We start from the raw sequence: 14,372 nt of genomic DNA on the forward strand, positions 1-14,372 counted from the left end.
CGGTGAACTTGCGATCCTGGTAGTGCCGCGACGTCTGGATGGTGAAATATGCGAATTTCGGAGATCCTGCACAGAAAGGGCAGCGACGTGGCCACGGTCGCGCCCGATACGACGGTACGCACACTGCTCGCCACGCTGGCAGAGCGGAACATCGGCGCTGTTGTCGTCTCCCCCGACGGCAACACGATCGCGGGCATCGTCTCCGAGCGCGACGTGGTACGCAGTCTGCACGCGTGGGGCGCGGACCTGCTGGACACGCCGGTCTCGGCGATCATGACCTCCGCGGTGCGCACCTGCGCGCCCGAGGACCGGGTCGACGGCCTGCGCCGCACCATGACCGACCACCGCATCCGGCATCTTCCGGTGGTGCACGAGGGCAGGCTGGTCGGCATCGTGAGCATCGGCGATGTGGTCAAGAGCGCGATCTCGGAATTGGCGGACGAACGCGAACACCTCGTGGAGTACCTGCAGGGCAGATATTAGAGCTCGCTCAGGTTCCCCAGATCGGCCGAGAGCCAGTGCTCCGGCCGCAGGAAGACCGCGACCTGCTCACCGTAGGCCTCGGCCGCCTTCAGGTAGGTGTCCACCGATTCGGCGGGTAGGTACCGCGCGGCCATTTCACGGTGCATCTCGTCGGTCATCGGGGCGATCCGGGTGACCGGTCCCTCCACGCTCACGTAGCGGACCGTGGGTTCGGCCTGCTGCACCATCAGACCGAACCGGCCGGTCTCCCGGATATAGCGCATCTTCTGCGACTCCGGGCCGGTCAGGATCCAGGCCTCGGCGCCGGGACTGTATTGGTACCAGATCGGGACGGTGAGCGGGCCACGACCGGCGCCCGCGGCCACCGAGAACGCCGCGATATGCGGCTGCGCTAGGAACTCTTGACGCTCTTGCAGGGTCAGAGGCATACGTTCCAGGCTAGTCGTGAAAGCCTTTGTCCACGACAAAACTTCGAAGTCCGTACCGAAAATGCGTATCGTGGGTGACGTCCGAGTTACCGGTGGGAAGGGAGCGTCACGTTGCGGTCCCCCACCCCGAGATCGCCGGTGACGCGGACGGAGGGCATTCCCCGGCCGCCGGAAATCCCGACGTTCGCGCCCGCCGCGGTGCGGTCGCTGTTCCCGGCCCTCGCCGGCGCCTCCGAGGTCTATCTGGACAGCGCCGCCACCACGCAGAAGCCGCTGCCGGTGATCGAGACCATTCAGCGCTACCACAGCAACAACACCGCCAACGCCGGCCGCGGCACCTACCCCTGGGCCACCGGTCTCACGGCTCGGATCGCCCGCGTCCGCGAACACGCCGCCGCGTTCATCGGCGCCGAGCATCCGGACGAGGTGGTCTTCACCGCGGGCGCCACCGCCGCACTCAACGCCGTCGCGCTGTCGTGGGGTCTGACGGCGCTCGCCGACGGCGACGCGATCCTTTACAACGCGAGCGATCACGCGTCGAACGTGTACCCGTGGCAGCACTTGCGCGGGCTGCTCGCCCGGTTCGGACGCCGCATCCACCTCGTTCCCTACCGGGTGACCACTGCCGGCGAGGCGGACACCGACGACATCCTGGCCAAGATCACCCCGCGCACCCGGCTGATCACGACCGGGCATCTGCACCATGTCTTCGGCGGTCTGAGCACTCTCGAGGAACTGCGCGGCCGGATCGATCCGGCGATCCTGCTGTGCTTCGACTGCTCGCAGAGCGGCGGCCATCTTCCGGTCGACGTCACCGCACTCGGTGCGGATTTCGCGATCTTCGCCGCGCACAAGATGTTCGGTGCGCCCGGCACCGGGATCCTCTACTGCCACCGGCGCGTGCACGACCGGTTGACGCCGTTCCTGCCCGGGGGCAACTCCGGCGTCGAACCGGATTCCGGCGGGCTGCGCCCGGGGCCGATGCCGTCGCTGCTGGAAGGCGGGACGCCCGACATTCCGGGCATCCTCGCCCTCGGCAGTGCGCTGGAGGTGCTGGAATCGTTCGGTCTCGACGCCGTCGCCGCGCACAATCGCGCCCTGACCCTGCGGCTGATCGACGGGCTGCGGCCGGTTCCCGGCCTGGAGTTCCTGCCCGGCCCGGCACACGCGACCTGCGAGGTCGGCTACGGCATCGTCTCCTTCACCTTGGAGGGGATCTCGGCCGCCGACGCGGGATTCGTCCTGAGCGAGTTCGGTTTCCTGGTGCGCACCGGTGCGCACTGCGTCCCCGCCGAATCCGACGGCGCGGGCTCGGTGCGGGTCAGCACGCACATCTACAACACGCCCGACGAGATCGACCGATTCGTCGCGTGCGTGCGAACCATCGCCGAGGAGGTCACGTGAGTAACGACATCCCCCGCTACGACCGGCGGGCCGCGTCCAGGGTGCTGGCCGACTTGGCGCAGCCAGGGCTGTTCACCGAACCGGTACCCGCTCCCCGACATCGGCGATTCGAATACGCCTGTACGGCATTGGGCCTCGAGCCGGACAGCCATCTCACCTACTCGCAGCGGCTGTATCTGGAGCGGTTCATGCGGCCGTGCCGCGCGGACCAGGTGACGAGCGCGACGCATCGGATCGCGTGGACCGATAGCGCGGGCATCCCGAATACCGGGCACTTCCGTGCCGGTGGTCTCGGTCCGTCGGTGCCGATCGCGACGCGCGAGACGGTCCTGGCGTTGTGGCACCGATTGGACGCCGACACCGATTTCGCCGCGCGGGTCGCGGCGCTCGGGCCCCGCGAACACGCCGTATTGGCGGGCACGACAACCGACCACGATCCGCGCGACATCTTCCGGGTCGGCATCGAGGCGGCGGGGCGCGTGCTGGCCCAGCACGCGTTGCTGGCGGACACGACCCCCTACCGCGAAGCCGCCGAATTCGCCGAAGGGCTCCGCGTTTCCGGGATCTTCGCCGCGGTGGCCACGCGATGGTTCTGGGAATTGCAGGCCTCGACCTACCGGCGGGGCATGATCCCGGTGACGCTGGTCGCGCAACCCGACGGCACCGTCCGCTATTCGGCGGCGACGGTGGCGACCCTGCGCGCGATGAAGGACGCCACCATCGCCGACGCGCACGCCGTGATGGAGCGCGCCACCACGACCGAAGGCCTCACGGTGGCCGAGGCGATCGCCAAGTACCACGACGACCTCGACCTGATCTCCCGGCAATACGCCCTGCTGCCCGAGGGCAGCCATCCGGCCTGCCCGGCCGCCACGCCACACCAGCTCGACAGCGGGCATTTCAGGCTCCTCCCGCTGCTGGTCGACCGATTCGTCGCGACGTTCACCGAGATCGTGGGCCGCTGCGCGGTCGCCGAGGTGAGCGCCGAACTCGACGAGGCGACCGCCGACCGGGTCGCGACCGCCGAGGACCAGGTGTTCTACGTGCCCGATATGACCTGCAAGCACTGCGTCCGCACGATCGGCGGAGTGCTGGAGTCGATGGACATCCGCGTGATCGAGATCGACCTGGACAGCAAACGGGTGGTGGCCGAGTTCCGCAGCCCGCGCAATCGGGCCCGCGCGTTCGAGGCGATCCGGGACGGCGGCTACAACCCGGTCGCGCAGCGGCCGGACGACGCGCCGCAGGCGTCGGCCACCGAGCCGTCGGAAGCCGCCGTATGACGCCGTGGCCGCCGGCGCTGCCCGCGAAGCTCCACCCGATCGTCCGCGCTTTTCTCGACGCTCCCGGCCTCGCGACGCAAACGCTGACGAGATTCGGATCGCCCGCGCATCTGGTGTTCCCGCAGGTGTATTCGGAGAATCTCCTGCGCCTGCGTTCCGTGTTGGAGCGGAGCCTTCCCGCGCACCGGATCTGCTACGCGCACAAGGTGAACCAGTCTCGCGCGTTCGTCCGTACCGCCGAACGCGAGGGCATCGCCGTCGACGTCGCCTCACCGCACGAACTGTCCAGCGCCCGCGCCGCCGGGTTCGATCCGGCGCGCATCGAGGTCACCGGCCCGAAAGGGGAAGCCTTCCTGCGCGAACTCGTCGACCGAGGGGTCACGATCAACGTGGACAACCTCTGGGAGCTGGGCCGCATCGCGGAACTGGCCGGGAAGCAGACGGAAGTGCCTGTGCTACTGCGAATTTCCGGCTTCGACGCGGGACAGGTGAGCCGGTTCGGGATACCGCTCACGCATGTCGAGCAGGCATTCGATCTGCTGTCGGCGCGGCGCGGGCGGATCACCTTCCTCGGCTTCGCCTTTCACCTCGACTCCGGCGACCTCGGTGAGCGCGTCCGGGCGATCGACACCTGCCTGCGACTGATCGAGCGCGCCTACGATCACGGGCTCACCCCGTCGGTGCTCGACATCGGCGGCGGCTTCCGGCAGGTGTTCACCGCCGACGCCGAGCGGTTCGACGCCTACGTGCTCGCGCTGCGCGAATCGCTGCTCGGCCGCGGGGATCCGATGACCTGGGGCAGCAACACCTTCGGCTACCACGTCGCGGGCGGGGCCGTGCACGGCACACCGGTGTTCCACAAGTACGCCAACACCGTCGCCGCCGACCGCATGCTCGCCGATCTGCTCGACGCTCCGCTGGAGCGGCACGGCGGACGCACGGTGGCGCAGGTGGCGGGCGACAATCTGCTGGAGATGTGGCTGGAGCCGGGCAAGGCGCTGGTAGATCACGCGGGTATCACGGTGGCCACGGTCGAGTTCGTCAAGGAGGTCGCCGACGGCAGCGTGCTGGTGCATGTCGACCTCAGCCGCGATTCGGTGACGCCCGCCGACCAGGAGGTCATGGTCGACCCGATCCTCCTGCCCGGCGATGACGCGACCGCGGGCGACCGCGACACGGATCCGGTCGGCGTCTACCTCGCCGGACGGCTGTGCCTGGAGCGCGATCTGATCACCAACCACAAGGTGTGGCTGCCCGCGCGGCCCCGGCCGGGCGATTCGGTGGTGTTCCCGAATACCGCCGCCTATCACATGGACCTGTCCGCCGCGACGGCCTCCATGCATCCCCTGCCCGCGAAACTCGCGGTCACCCGGACGCCCGACGGGTTCCGGGTCGTGCACGACGCCGACTACGAGCCCGATTTCCCCGTCGAGTCGTCCCGGCCGAGTCACATCGCGCCGCACGCCACTGCCCCTGCCACCGGTCCGGTCCGAACCGTCGAGGCCCCCTGATGCGATACGACCACATCACCGAACTCATCGGCAACACGCCGCTGCTGCGGCTCGACCCCGCGGTGCACGGGCTGGCGAATGTCGAGCTCTACGCGAAACTGGAGTCGCACAACCCGTTCGGTTCGGTGAAGGACCGGGTGGCCTGGGCCATGCTGCGCGACGACCTGGCGCGCATCCGCGCCGAAGGCCGGACACTCATCGAGGCGTCCAGCGGGAACACGGCCAAAGCGCTGCGCGTCCTCGGCGCGATGTATGGGATCGACCTGCGCGCGGTGACCAACCGGATCAAAGTGGGCGAGGTCCGTGATCTGCTGCAGCTGTTCGGCACCGAGATCGTGGAACTGCCCGGCCTCTCCGAGTGCCCGGACCCGACGACGCCGAACGACGTCTACTCGGTGATCGAGGCGACCATGGCCCAGCAGCCCGCTGCGTACCGGCATCTGTCGCAGTACACCAACGAGAAGAACATCGAGGCGCACCACCAGGGCACCGGCCGGGAGATCCACGAGGACCTGGCCGCCGATGGCGTCACCAGGATCGATTATCTGATCGGCGGGCTCGGCACCACCGGTTCCACCAGGGGGACCGCTACCTACCTGCGCAAGCACAATCCCGAATTGCGCACCGTCGCAGTGGTTTCCGAGCGATCGGACTTCATTCCCGGCATCCGTTCGGAGAGCGAGATGTGGGACGTCGGGCTGTTCCAGCCGGAATTCTACGACCGGATCGTGACCGTGGCGGCGGGCGACGCCGTGGACGCGACGCTGCGCCTGGCGAGCGGCTACGGCGTCCTGGCCGGGCCGACCAGCGGTGCGAGTTACGCGGCCGCGCTGGAGACGCTCGGCGCGCTCGATCTGTCGGCGAACGATCCGGACGATCCGCTCGTGGCGGTGTTCATCGTCTGCGATCGGCTCGAGCCGTACCTGTCGTACATCAAGAAGCGCAGGCCGGAACGGTTCGGCCGCGCCGAACGCGAAGCGGCGCCGACCGCGGAGGAGCTGGCGGCGGTGCCGCGCCTGTCGCCCGAGCAGCTCGCCGAGCTGGACCGGACCGGGCGCCCGACCATCGTGGACAGCCGTGGCGCCATGGCCTATCGGATCGGGCACGTTCCCGGCGCGTTGAACATTCGCGACGACCAGCTCGATGACATGTTCGGGCACGGCATACCCTTCCCGCGATCGCGCCCCGTCGTCTTCGTCTGTCCCGTCGGTGAGCTGTCGGTGCGGTTCGCCGCACGGGCCAGGCGAGCCGGCTACGACGCCACCAGCTTGGCCGGTGGCGTGGTCGCCTGGCGCGATGCGGGGTTGCCGCTGGAACGAGGCTGATCGCCCGCGGGCTCACCGCCGCCCGGCGGACAAGTCCGTCGGCAACGGGGTGACCGGACCACGGTAACCGGTGGCCAGGAGAGGGCGGGGCGGGTGCGCGCGGCGCCGGGGCGCGCCGCCAGGCACTATCGTTGGGCCGTGCAGACAGGTCAGGACGCAGACGACGACGGGGGCCCACGGATCTGGGGTGGGACGACGCTCACCGAGCGCAGGGAGACGCGGCGGGCGGCGCTGTTGGAAGCGGCGCTCGATCTGATCGGCGAGTCGGGCGCGAGCGGGGTCACCATGCGGGCGGTATGCCGTAAGGCCAATCTCACCGACCGCTACTTCTACGAAAGCTTCGCCGGCCGCGACGAGCTTCTCGACGTGCTCTACCGTCAGGTCGCCGAGGAATTCCTCGAACCCATGACGGCCTTCGCCGCCACCGACGACCCGTCCCGCGATCGCGCGCTGTCGGAGATCCTGGTAGACAAAGTGCTCGCCGACCCGCGCAAATCGCGGCTGTTCCTGGTCGAGCCGTATTCCAGCACCGGGCTCGGGCAGACCACCTTTGCGGTGATGCCGGTCTTCACCCGGATCATGCAGGACCATCTGTTCGGCCACATCGACGACCCGGTCAAGCGCAGGCTGGCGGCGGTGACCATGGCCAGCGGGAACGCGGGCATGTTCTCGGCATGGCTGAACGGCTCGCTGCGCGCCACCCGCGAGCAGATCATCGAGCACTGCCTCGCGATGCTCACGGTGTACCGCTCGCTCTACCGTCCCTGATCGCCCGCACCTCACCCGGTGCGGCCGGCCGGTAGGTCCCCGGACCGGCCCCGCCAGTACGCCAGCGTGTTCTGCGTCCGGATGGTGGCGCCGTGATTGGGGCCCAGAGCGCGCAACTCCGCGACCAGCAACACCTCTAGTTCCGCGACGGCGCGGGTCAGGTCGCCGTGCCGGGCGCGGCAGCCCGCGAGTTCGTTGCGGGTGTCGAAGGTGTCCGGATGATCCGGGCCGAGCACGCGCAACCGGTCGCCGAGCAGTTTCTCCAGGTCGGTGATCGCGCCCGCGAGATCGCCGCTGTCGGCGCGGTAGGCGGCCAGTCTGCCGCGGGTCAGCAGCGTGTCGGGGTGGTCGGGTCCGAGCACCCGCAGACGATCCTCGAGCAGGCGGCTGAACTCCGCGCCCGCCCCGGCCAGATCACCGCTGCGCGCGCGGAACGCCGCGAGATTGTTGCGCGCGCCGAGCGTATTGGGATGGTCGGCGCCGAAGACGCGCAGATAGTCGGCTACCAACTGCTCGAATTCGGCCCGTGCGCCTGCGAGATCGCCGCTTGCCGCCCGCCAGTACGCGAGGCTGTTGCGGGTGCGCAAGGTGTCCGGGTGATCGGCGCCGAGCACGCGGGCGCGGTCGGCGCGCAGCTGTTCGAACCGGTCGATCGCCCCGGCGAAATCGCCGACGTCCCCGCGATTGGACGCCAGATTGTTCCTGGTGCGCAGGGTTTCGGGATGGTCGGGCCCGAGCAGGCGCAGCCGGTCGGCGAGCAGATGCTCGAACTCCTCGCCCGCGCCGGAGTAGTCGCCGCAGCGGGCGCGGTAGCTCGCCAGCTTGTCGCGGGTGTCCGAGGTGGCCGGATCGTCGGGTCCGAACACCCGCAACCGGTCGGCGAGCAACTGTTCGAAATCGGCGACGGCGCCGACCAGGTCGCCGCTCTCGGCGCGGTGATATGCCCACCGTTCCCGCGTGATGAAGGTGTCGGTATGGTCCGGTCCCAGTGACTCGGCGAAGTCGGGCGTCCACGCCGCCCACAGGTCGCGGTCGTCGGCCGACCTGCCGGTTTCCAGTTTCTCCAGGAAGTCGATGGCCAAGTCGGCATCGCCGTAGGCCAGGCAGTGGCGTACGGCCGCGCCGCGCGCGTAGTCCGCGGCCCGGTCGCCCCCGTCGGCCTGGATCGCCGCGACCAGGGCGCGGTGGGCGTCCGCGATGCGCACGCCGAGGCGGTGGCATTCCGCGTCCAGCGCGGGCAGGAACGCGCTGTGGGTCACGCCGAGCGACTCGCGAACGGTGCCGGGATGACTGCGGGTGACCAGGGTGCCGAGATTCACGGCGATGTCGCGGACCCGGGCGGCGCTGAGGTCGACGCCGAGCGACAACAGCGCCGAATCCAAGAGCTCCAGCGGCAGCACCGGCCCGACACCCGCCGCGACCAGCACACCGAGCAGAGCCGCTGTGTCACCGGTGGTTTCGGGATCGAGCCCGCGCAGCGCCGTCTCGACCCGCAGCGCGATGACCCGGTCGAGGCCGATCCCGGAGGCCACCGCGCCGTCGGTCAATCCCGAAGCGACCTCCAGCAGGATGCCCGCGACCAGCCAGCCGCCCGCCACCACCCGCGAACCGCTCGCGTCCGTGGGGGTCTCCGCCAGCAGTCGCTGGATCCAGCCGATCCAGTCGACCGGACCCAGCGGCGCCGTGCCGCGGGCGGAATCCACCACGGCGGCGATGTCATCCGCCGCCGGTTCGGCGATATCGATGCGATACATGTGCGCCAGCCCCGGATCGTCCTCCACGCCGGTGCCGGGCCGGATGCCGACGATCACGCGCACGTGCCGAAGATCTTCGCGGCCGGTCAGATCGGCGATCGCGGCCACGAGCAACCGCCTGGTCCCCTCCTGCGGCTGGTTCAGTCCGTCGAACACCAGGGTGACCCGGCGGCCCGCCGTGGACAGCCGCGCCAACGGGCGGCGGACCAGGATGTCGAAGATGTCGAACTCGTCCCTGGGCCGGTGCGCCCTGGCCGCGCGCGCCGCCGCACGGAAGCCGGGCACACGCGCGTCGAGCTGCGCGGCCAGCTCCGCGGCCACGGACTCCACCGAACTGTTCACCGTCAGGAACACCGCGGCGGTGATGTAGTCGGGGGTGACGGCGAGCCCGTCGACCAGGCTGGGACGGATCAGCATCGCCAACAGCGTGGACTTGCCCACGCCCGCCGGACCCAGCACCGCCCGCAACCGGTGGCTGCCCGCGTCGACGATCGCGTCGAGACGCTCGCGCACATCGGGCGTCAGCAGCAGACGGCGGGTGAGCTGGTCGACGAATCCGGCGGCGGAGCGTCCGCTCACCGCGTCGCGGTGGCGCGCGGTGTTCGGCACCAGCCACAGCCCCGGGTCGACGCCCTGTGCCGTGGACACCGCGCCGGAACTGAACGACAGATGCTGCGGCTGTTGATGGGTGCACTGCACGGCGATCGGATCGACCAGGTCCGAGGGCAGCAGGTTCTCCCCGCGCAGCGGCAGGCCCTGGTCGAAGGTGGCGAGCATGGTGCGGGTGAAGCATCCGGAGTACGCGGGCCCGTCGCCCGAGGCGACCAGCAGTTCCATCCGGCCGCCCGACTGTGCCAGCAGATCGGTCCACCGGCGCGCGGCCCCTTGAACACCCTGCCCCGCCTCGCAGGCGTCGACGAGCAGCACCAGCCCGTCCAGCGCGGCGCGGTCGAGCCGCTCGCGGATCTCCTGGGTCAGGTGAAACGCGTTGTGCGAGGTGGGATCAGCGGGTGAATCGTGGCCGAGCAGGTAGAAGTCCTCGGCGCTGGTCGCCACGCCGTGTCCGATGAAGCCGAGCAGCAGGGTGGCCTGCCGCTGCGATGCCGCCGTGAAGGCCGCGTCGACGGCCTCGAGCAGTTGCGCGGCAGTGGGATTCAGCACCGGGCCGTCCAGCTCGATGGCGGGCCGCCACCCGCCCGCTTCGGTCAGACTCCCGTACAAGCCGTTGGCGAGTTCCTCGGTGAAACCCAGATCTCCCAGCGCCGCGCATTCCGACCCCACCACCAGCGCCAGCCGACCTCCCATGCAAGAAACATACTCGCGCCGCCTCGGCGGTTCCGCCGCACCGATACCGAAAGGCGCTGTGCCAGACGTAGGGTGACGGTCCGAGAGCCGGAAGAAGGAGATCGCGCGATGACCGACCCGGTGGTGGGTTTGACAGGTACGCTCACATCGCCGATCCGAGGTGCCGGGACGCTGAGCGAGGTCCTGGTCGCGATTCGCGGGGGAACCGAGCTGTACATCGCACAGTCCACCGAGCCGATCCCGGCCGGTGCGACCGTGCTGGTCATCGCGGTCCATCCGGGGCGCGTCGTCGATGTCGTCCCGTGGATTCCGCTCACCCCGGACCCGGCAGCAGAAACCTGAGAAAGTAAGGGAGACAGACGTGCTGGGCTACCATGTGCCGGACCCGGACGAGGCGATGCTGGTCAGCGGCGGCAAGAGCCGCGACAACACGCCGTTCAAAGTAGTCATCGGACGCGGCGCCTGGGTGATTCCGCTGTTCCGCAAGGTGCGCTACCTGTCGCTGGCGATGTTCGAATCCGAGATCAAGGAGCGGTGCGTCACCAAACAGGCGATCCAGCTCGACGTCCGCGCGGTGATCGCGTTCAAGGTGGCCAACGACACCTCCTCCATCGTGAACGCCGCACAGCGGTTCCTCTCCGAGCAGGAGCGGGAGATGTCGGTGCTGACCGGTCGCATCTTCTCCGGGCACCTGCGTTCGATCGTCGGCTCGATGACGGTCGAGGAGATCATCCGGGAGCGGCAGAAACTGGCCGACGAAGTGCTCGTCGCGTCGAAAGTCGAGATGAGCAATATCGGCCTGTGGGTCGATTCCTTCCAGATCCAGTCCATCGATGACGGCAACCTCGGCTATATCGCCGCGCTCGCCGCCCCGCACAATGCCGCCGTCCAGCGCGACGCGCAGATCGCGCAATCGCAGGCCGCGCAGGCGGCGGCGCAGGCCGAGCAGGAATCCCAGCGCAGGCAGGCGGAATATCAGCGCGAGACGGCGATCCTGCGCGCGCAGTACCAGCGCGACATCGACAAGGCCAACGCGGAGGCGGCGCAGGCGGGCCCGCTCGCCGAGGCGATGGCGTTGCAGGAGGTGCTCACCGCGCAGGCCGAGCAGGCCCGCAAGGAGGCCGAGCTGCGCGAGCAGCAGTTGCAGGCCGAGGTCGTCAAACCCGCTCAGGCGGAAGCGGATCGGGTGCGCATCCTGGCCGAGGCGGAAGCCGACCGCACCCGGATCCAGGCCGAGGCGGCCGCGTCGAACAACCGCATCGCGCTGGATCAGTTGTTGATCGAACAACTTCCGGAAATCGTGCGGCAGGCGTCGAACGGGTTGGCGAACGCGAATCTCACCGTGCTGAACGGACCGGACGGAGTGAGCGAACTGGTGAACGGAATGGTCGGTCAGGGACTGACCGTTTTCAATTCGTTGCAAAAGGCGCTTTCCTCCGACGACGGCGAAAAGGCGCGTTAAAGTTGCCGAGTAGCGACGGCGACGAGGAGCGGGTGTTGGTGTCCATAGGGAAATTGGTGTCGTTCGACAGCTCTCGGGGATTCGGATTCATTCGGCCGGAGGACGGTGGACCCGATGTGTTCGTCCACGTCAACGACATCGGCCTGGACGAGGACGAGTTGCGACAGGGACGGGTGTTCGAGTTCGAGGTGACCGAAGGCGACCGCGGACCCAAGGCGGTCAATCTCACCGTGGTCGGCGGGTCGTCCGCACCCCCCGCCCGGCACAAGGGGAAGGACAGGGCGGGTTCGGGACAGCTCACCGTCGCCGAGCACCAGCGCCTGATCACCGAGCTGCTCTTGGACGCCAGCCCCGCGCTCACCGCGGGTGAGATCCTCACCATCCGCGACCGGCTCACCGCGTTCGCCGACCAGCACGGCTGGCTGGAGAACTGACCGGCGAAGTCCACGAACCTGTCGGGGCACCCGCCTACGATCGAGCCGAGGCCGCGGCCACATACCGATGAGTTCGGTCCGCGCGCACCGTCGATATGGGTGAGGATCGAACCCGAGGAGGATCGCGTGGATCTACCGGTGATGCCACCAGTGCGGCCCATGCTGGCCAAATCCGCGCCCGCGGTGCCCCGCGAGCCGGGCCTGAGCTACGAACCCAAATGGGACGGTTTCCGCTGCATCGTGTTCCGCGACGGCACCGAAGTGGAACTCGGCTCGCGCAATGACCGGCCGCTGACCAGGTATTTTCCCGAGGTCGCCGAATTGCTGAAGCAGGCGCTGCCGGACCGCTGCGTGGTGGACGGCGAGATCGTGGTGGTCACCGAACAGGGTCTGGATTTCGACACCTTGCAGAACCGGCTGCATCCGGCCGCCTCCAGGGTCGCCAAGCTGGCCGCGGAGACGCCGGCCAGTTTCGTGGCCTTCGATCTGCTCGCCCTCGGCGACAAGGATCTGACCGGGGAGCCGTTCATCGAACGCAGGCGGCTGCTGGAAACGATCCTGGACACCGCGCTCGCGCGCGTGCACCTGACTCCGCTCACCCACGATCCCGACGTCGCAGAGGACTGGTTCACCCGTTTCGAGGGCGCGGGGTTCGACGGCGTGATGGTCAAATCCGACGACCTCGCCTATCTCCAGGACAAGCGGGTGATGCTGAAGGTCAAGCACGAGCGCACCGCCGACTGCGTGGTGGCCGGCTTCCGCTGGCACAAGGACGGGGCCGGGGTCGGCTCGCTGCTGCTCGGACTGTTCGACGACGAGGGCCGCCTGCACCACGTCGGCGTGGCCAGCAGCTTCACCGCGGCCCGGCGCAAGGAACTGGTCGAGGAGCTCGCGCCACTGCGGGAGAACGCGCTCGACAACCATCCCTGGCGGGATTGGGCCGACGCCGCGGCGCAGGCGGCGGCGGAGGGCAAGATGCCCGGCGGCGTCAGCCGCTGGACCGGCGGCAAGGATCTGTCCTGGGAGGCGTTGCGGACGGAGCTGGTCGCCGAGGTGCGCTACGAGCACGTGCAGTCGGGACGGCTGCGCCACGGCGGCAGGCTGGTGCGCTTCCGCACCGACCGTACGCCGGAATCGTGTACCTACGCGCAGCTGGACGAGGTCGCGCCCGCGGAATTGAGCACGCTGTTCGGCGAAGGCGCGGCGCGATGACCGAGTCCGTGGACATCGAGACCGACGGCCGGACCGTCACGATCAGCAATCCGGGCAAGATCTATTTCACCAAGCGCGGCGAGACGAAACTCGATCTGGTGCGGTACTACCAGGCGATCGCCGAGCCGTTCCTGAATGTGGTCGGCGGACGTCCACTGCTGCTGGAGCGGTATCCGGACGGGGCGTCCGGCAAGTCCTGGTTCCAGAAACGGGTGCCGAAATCCGCGCCGGACTGGCTGCACACCGTGGAGGTGTCCACACCGAACGGCACCACCAGCGACGCCCTCGTCGCGCACGATCTCGCCCACATCCTGTGGGCGGTGAACCAGGGGTGCCTCGGGTTCCACGTCTGGCCCAACCGCGCCGACAATCTGGAGATCGCCGACGAACTGCGCATCGACCTCGATCCTTCGCCGGGCATCACCTTCGCCGACCTCCGGCACGCCGCGATACGCACCAGAGATCTGCTCGCCGAACTAGGCATCGAATCCTGGATCAAGACCTCCGGCTCACGCGGCTTGCACCTCTACTCGGCGCTGGAACCGAAGTGGGACGGTTATCAAGTGCGGGCCGCCGCGGTGGCGCTGGCCCGCGAATTGGAGCGCCGGTTCCCGCAGGACATCACCGCGCAGTGGTGGAAGGAAGAACGCGGCAACCGGGTCTTCATCGATTTCAATCAGAACGCGCCGCACAAAACGGTGTTCGGCGCCTGGTGTGTGCGGCCGAAGGTCGGCGCGCAGGTCTCGACGCCGATCAGCTGGGCGGATCTGGATTCGGTGGTGCCCGACGAGCTGACCATCGCGACCGTCCCGGCACGGTACGCCGCATCGGGCGACCCGTGGGCCGACCGTGCGCCCCAGTCCATCGCCCCGCTGCTGGAGATGTCCGACCGGGACATGGCGGCCGGTCTCATGGACGCGCCGTGGCCCCCGCAATATCCGAAGATGCCCAACGAGCCGCCCAGGGTGCAGCCGAGCCGCGCCAAGAAGGCCGAATAGCGAGC

Annotated in this window: 13 protein-coding genes; 11 read left to right on the plus strand and 2 right to left on the minus strand. The window is 69.0% G+C overall.

Annotation, left to right across the window (positions count from 1 at the left end):
* Window positions 1-48: 48 nt before the first annotated feature.
* Complete coding sequence (locus tag ACWEH3_RS11100) at window positions 49-483, plus strand: CBS domain-containing protein (RefSeq protein WP_450020094.1); 435 nt, start codon at window positions 49-51, stop codon at window positions 481-483.
* Here the strand turns inward: ACWEH3_RS11100 and ACWEH3_RS11105 are convergent.
* Entirely contained in the window at window positions 480-911 is a 432-nt protein-coding gene (locus ACWEH3_RS11105) for a pyridoxamine 5'-phosphate oxidase family protein (protein WP_450020096.1), read from the minus strand. The two genes, ACWEH3_RS11100 and ACWEH3_RS11105, sit on opposite strands and share 4 nt — an antisense overlap.
* Window positions 912-1,049: 138 nt before the next feature.
* Between ACWEH3_RS11105 and ACWEH3_RS11110 the strand changes: the two genes are divergently transcribed.
* The 5 genes from ACWEH3_RS11110 to ACWEH3_RS11130 all read left to right on the plus strand — a co-directional run bounded on the left by ACWEH3_RS11110 (window position 1,050) and on the right by ACWEH3_RS11130 (window position 7,202).
* A complete protein-coding gene (locus ACWEH3_RS11110; RefSeq protein ID WP_450020098.1) occupies window positions 1,050-2,315 on the plus strand; it encodes an aminotransferase class V-fold PLP-dependent enzyme in 1,266 nt (421 codons plus the stop codon).
* Complete coding sequence (locus tag ACWEH3_RS11115; RefSeq protein WP_450020100.1) at window positions 2,312-3,598, plus strand: heavy-metal-associated domain-containing protein; 1,287 nt, start codon at window positions 2,312-2,314, stop codon at window positions 3,596-3,598. The genes ACWEH3_RS11110 and ACWEH3_RS11115 overlap by 4 nt, the downstream gene beginning before the upstream one ends.
* The gene (locus tag ACWEH3_RS11120; RefSeq protein WP_450020102.1) at window positions 3,595-5,109 is read left to right on the plus strand and encodes an alanine racemase; all 1,515 of its coding nucleotides are present in this window, start codon (window positions 3,595-3,597) and stop codon (window positions 5,107-5,109) included. Before ACWEH3_RS11115 ends, ACWEH3_RS11120 begins: the two co-directional genes overlap by 4 nt.
* Window positions 5,109-6,434 (plus strand): pyridoxal-phosphate dependent enzyme, encoded by a 1,326-nt coding sequence (locus ACWEH3_RS11125; protein WP_450020104.1) that lies wholly within the window; start codon window positions 5,109-5,111, stop codon window positions 6,432-6,434. Before ACWEH3_RS11120 ends, ACWEH3_RS11125 begins: the two co-directional genes overlap by 1 nt.
* A 138-nt stretch (window positions 6,435-6,572) precedes the next feature.
* Window positions 6,573-7,202 carry a TetR/AcrR family transcriptional regulator gene (locus ACWEH3_RS11130; RefSeq protein WP_450020106.1) on the plus strand — a complete coding sequence of 210 codons (630 nt, stop codon included), beginning with the start codon at window positions 6,573-6,575 and terminating at the stop codon, window positions 7,200-7,202.
* 11 nt (window positions 7,203-7,213) lie between these two features.
* On the opposite strand, the gene ACWEH3_RS11135 is transcribed toward ACWEH3_RS11130, so the two are convergent.
* Complete coding sequence (locus ACWEH3_RS11135; RefSeq protein ID WP_450020108.1) at window positions 7,214-10,261, minus strand: tetratricopeptide repeat protein; 3,048 nt, start codon at window positions 10,259-10,261, stop codon at window positions 7,214-7,216.
* 108 nt (window positions 10,262-10,369) lie between these two features.
* Between ACWEH3_RS11135 and ACWEH3_RS11140 the strand changes: the two genes are divergently transcribed.
* From ACWEH3_RS11140 to ligD, 5 genes are all read left to right on the plus strand, one after another.
* On the plus strand, window positions 10,370-10,603 hold the full coding sequence (locus tag ACWEH3_RS11140) for a hypothetical protein (RefSeq protein ID WP_450020110.1): 234 nt from the start codon (window positions 10,370-10,372) through the stop codon (window positions 10,601-10,603).
* Window positions 10,604-10,622: 19 nt separating this feature from the next.
* Window positions 10,623-11,723, plus strand: a complete 1,101-nt coding sequence (locus tag ACWEH3_RS11145; RefSeq protein ID WP_355078427.1) for an SPFH domain-containing protein — start codon at window positions 10,623-10,625, stop codon at window positions 11,721-11,723.
* 2 nt (window positions 11,724-11,725) lie between these two features.
* Window positions 11,726-12,157 carry a cold-shock protein gene (locus ACWEH3_RS11150; RefSeq protein ID WP_379255461.1) on the plus strand — a complete coding sequence of 144 codons (432 nt, stop codon included), beginning with the start codon at window positions 11,726-11,728 and terminating at the stop codon, window positions 12,155-12,157.
* Window positions 12,158-12,283: 126 nt separating this feature from the next.
* Window positions 12,284-13,369, plus strand: a complete 1,086-nt coding sequence (locus ACWEH3_RS11155) for an ATP-dependent DNA ligase (protein WP_450020169.1) — start codon at window positions 12,284-12,286, stop codon at window positions 13,367-13,369.
* Window positions 13,366-14,367, plus strand: coding sequence for a non-homologous end-joining DNA ligase (ligD, locus tag ACWEH3_RS11160; protein WP_450020112.1), 1,002 nt, complete (start codon window positions 13,366-13,368; stop codon window positions 14,365-14,367). The genes ACWEH3_RS11155 and ligD overlap by 4 nt, the downstream gene beginning before the upstream one ends.
* The last annotated feature ends 5 nt before the right edge of the window (window positions 14,368-14,372 follow it).

Source organism: Nocardia sp. NPDC004718 (genome assembly GCF_053601535.1).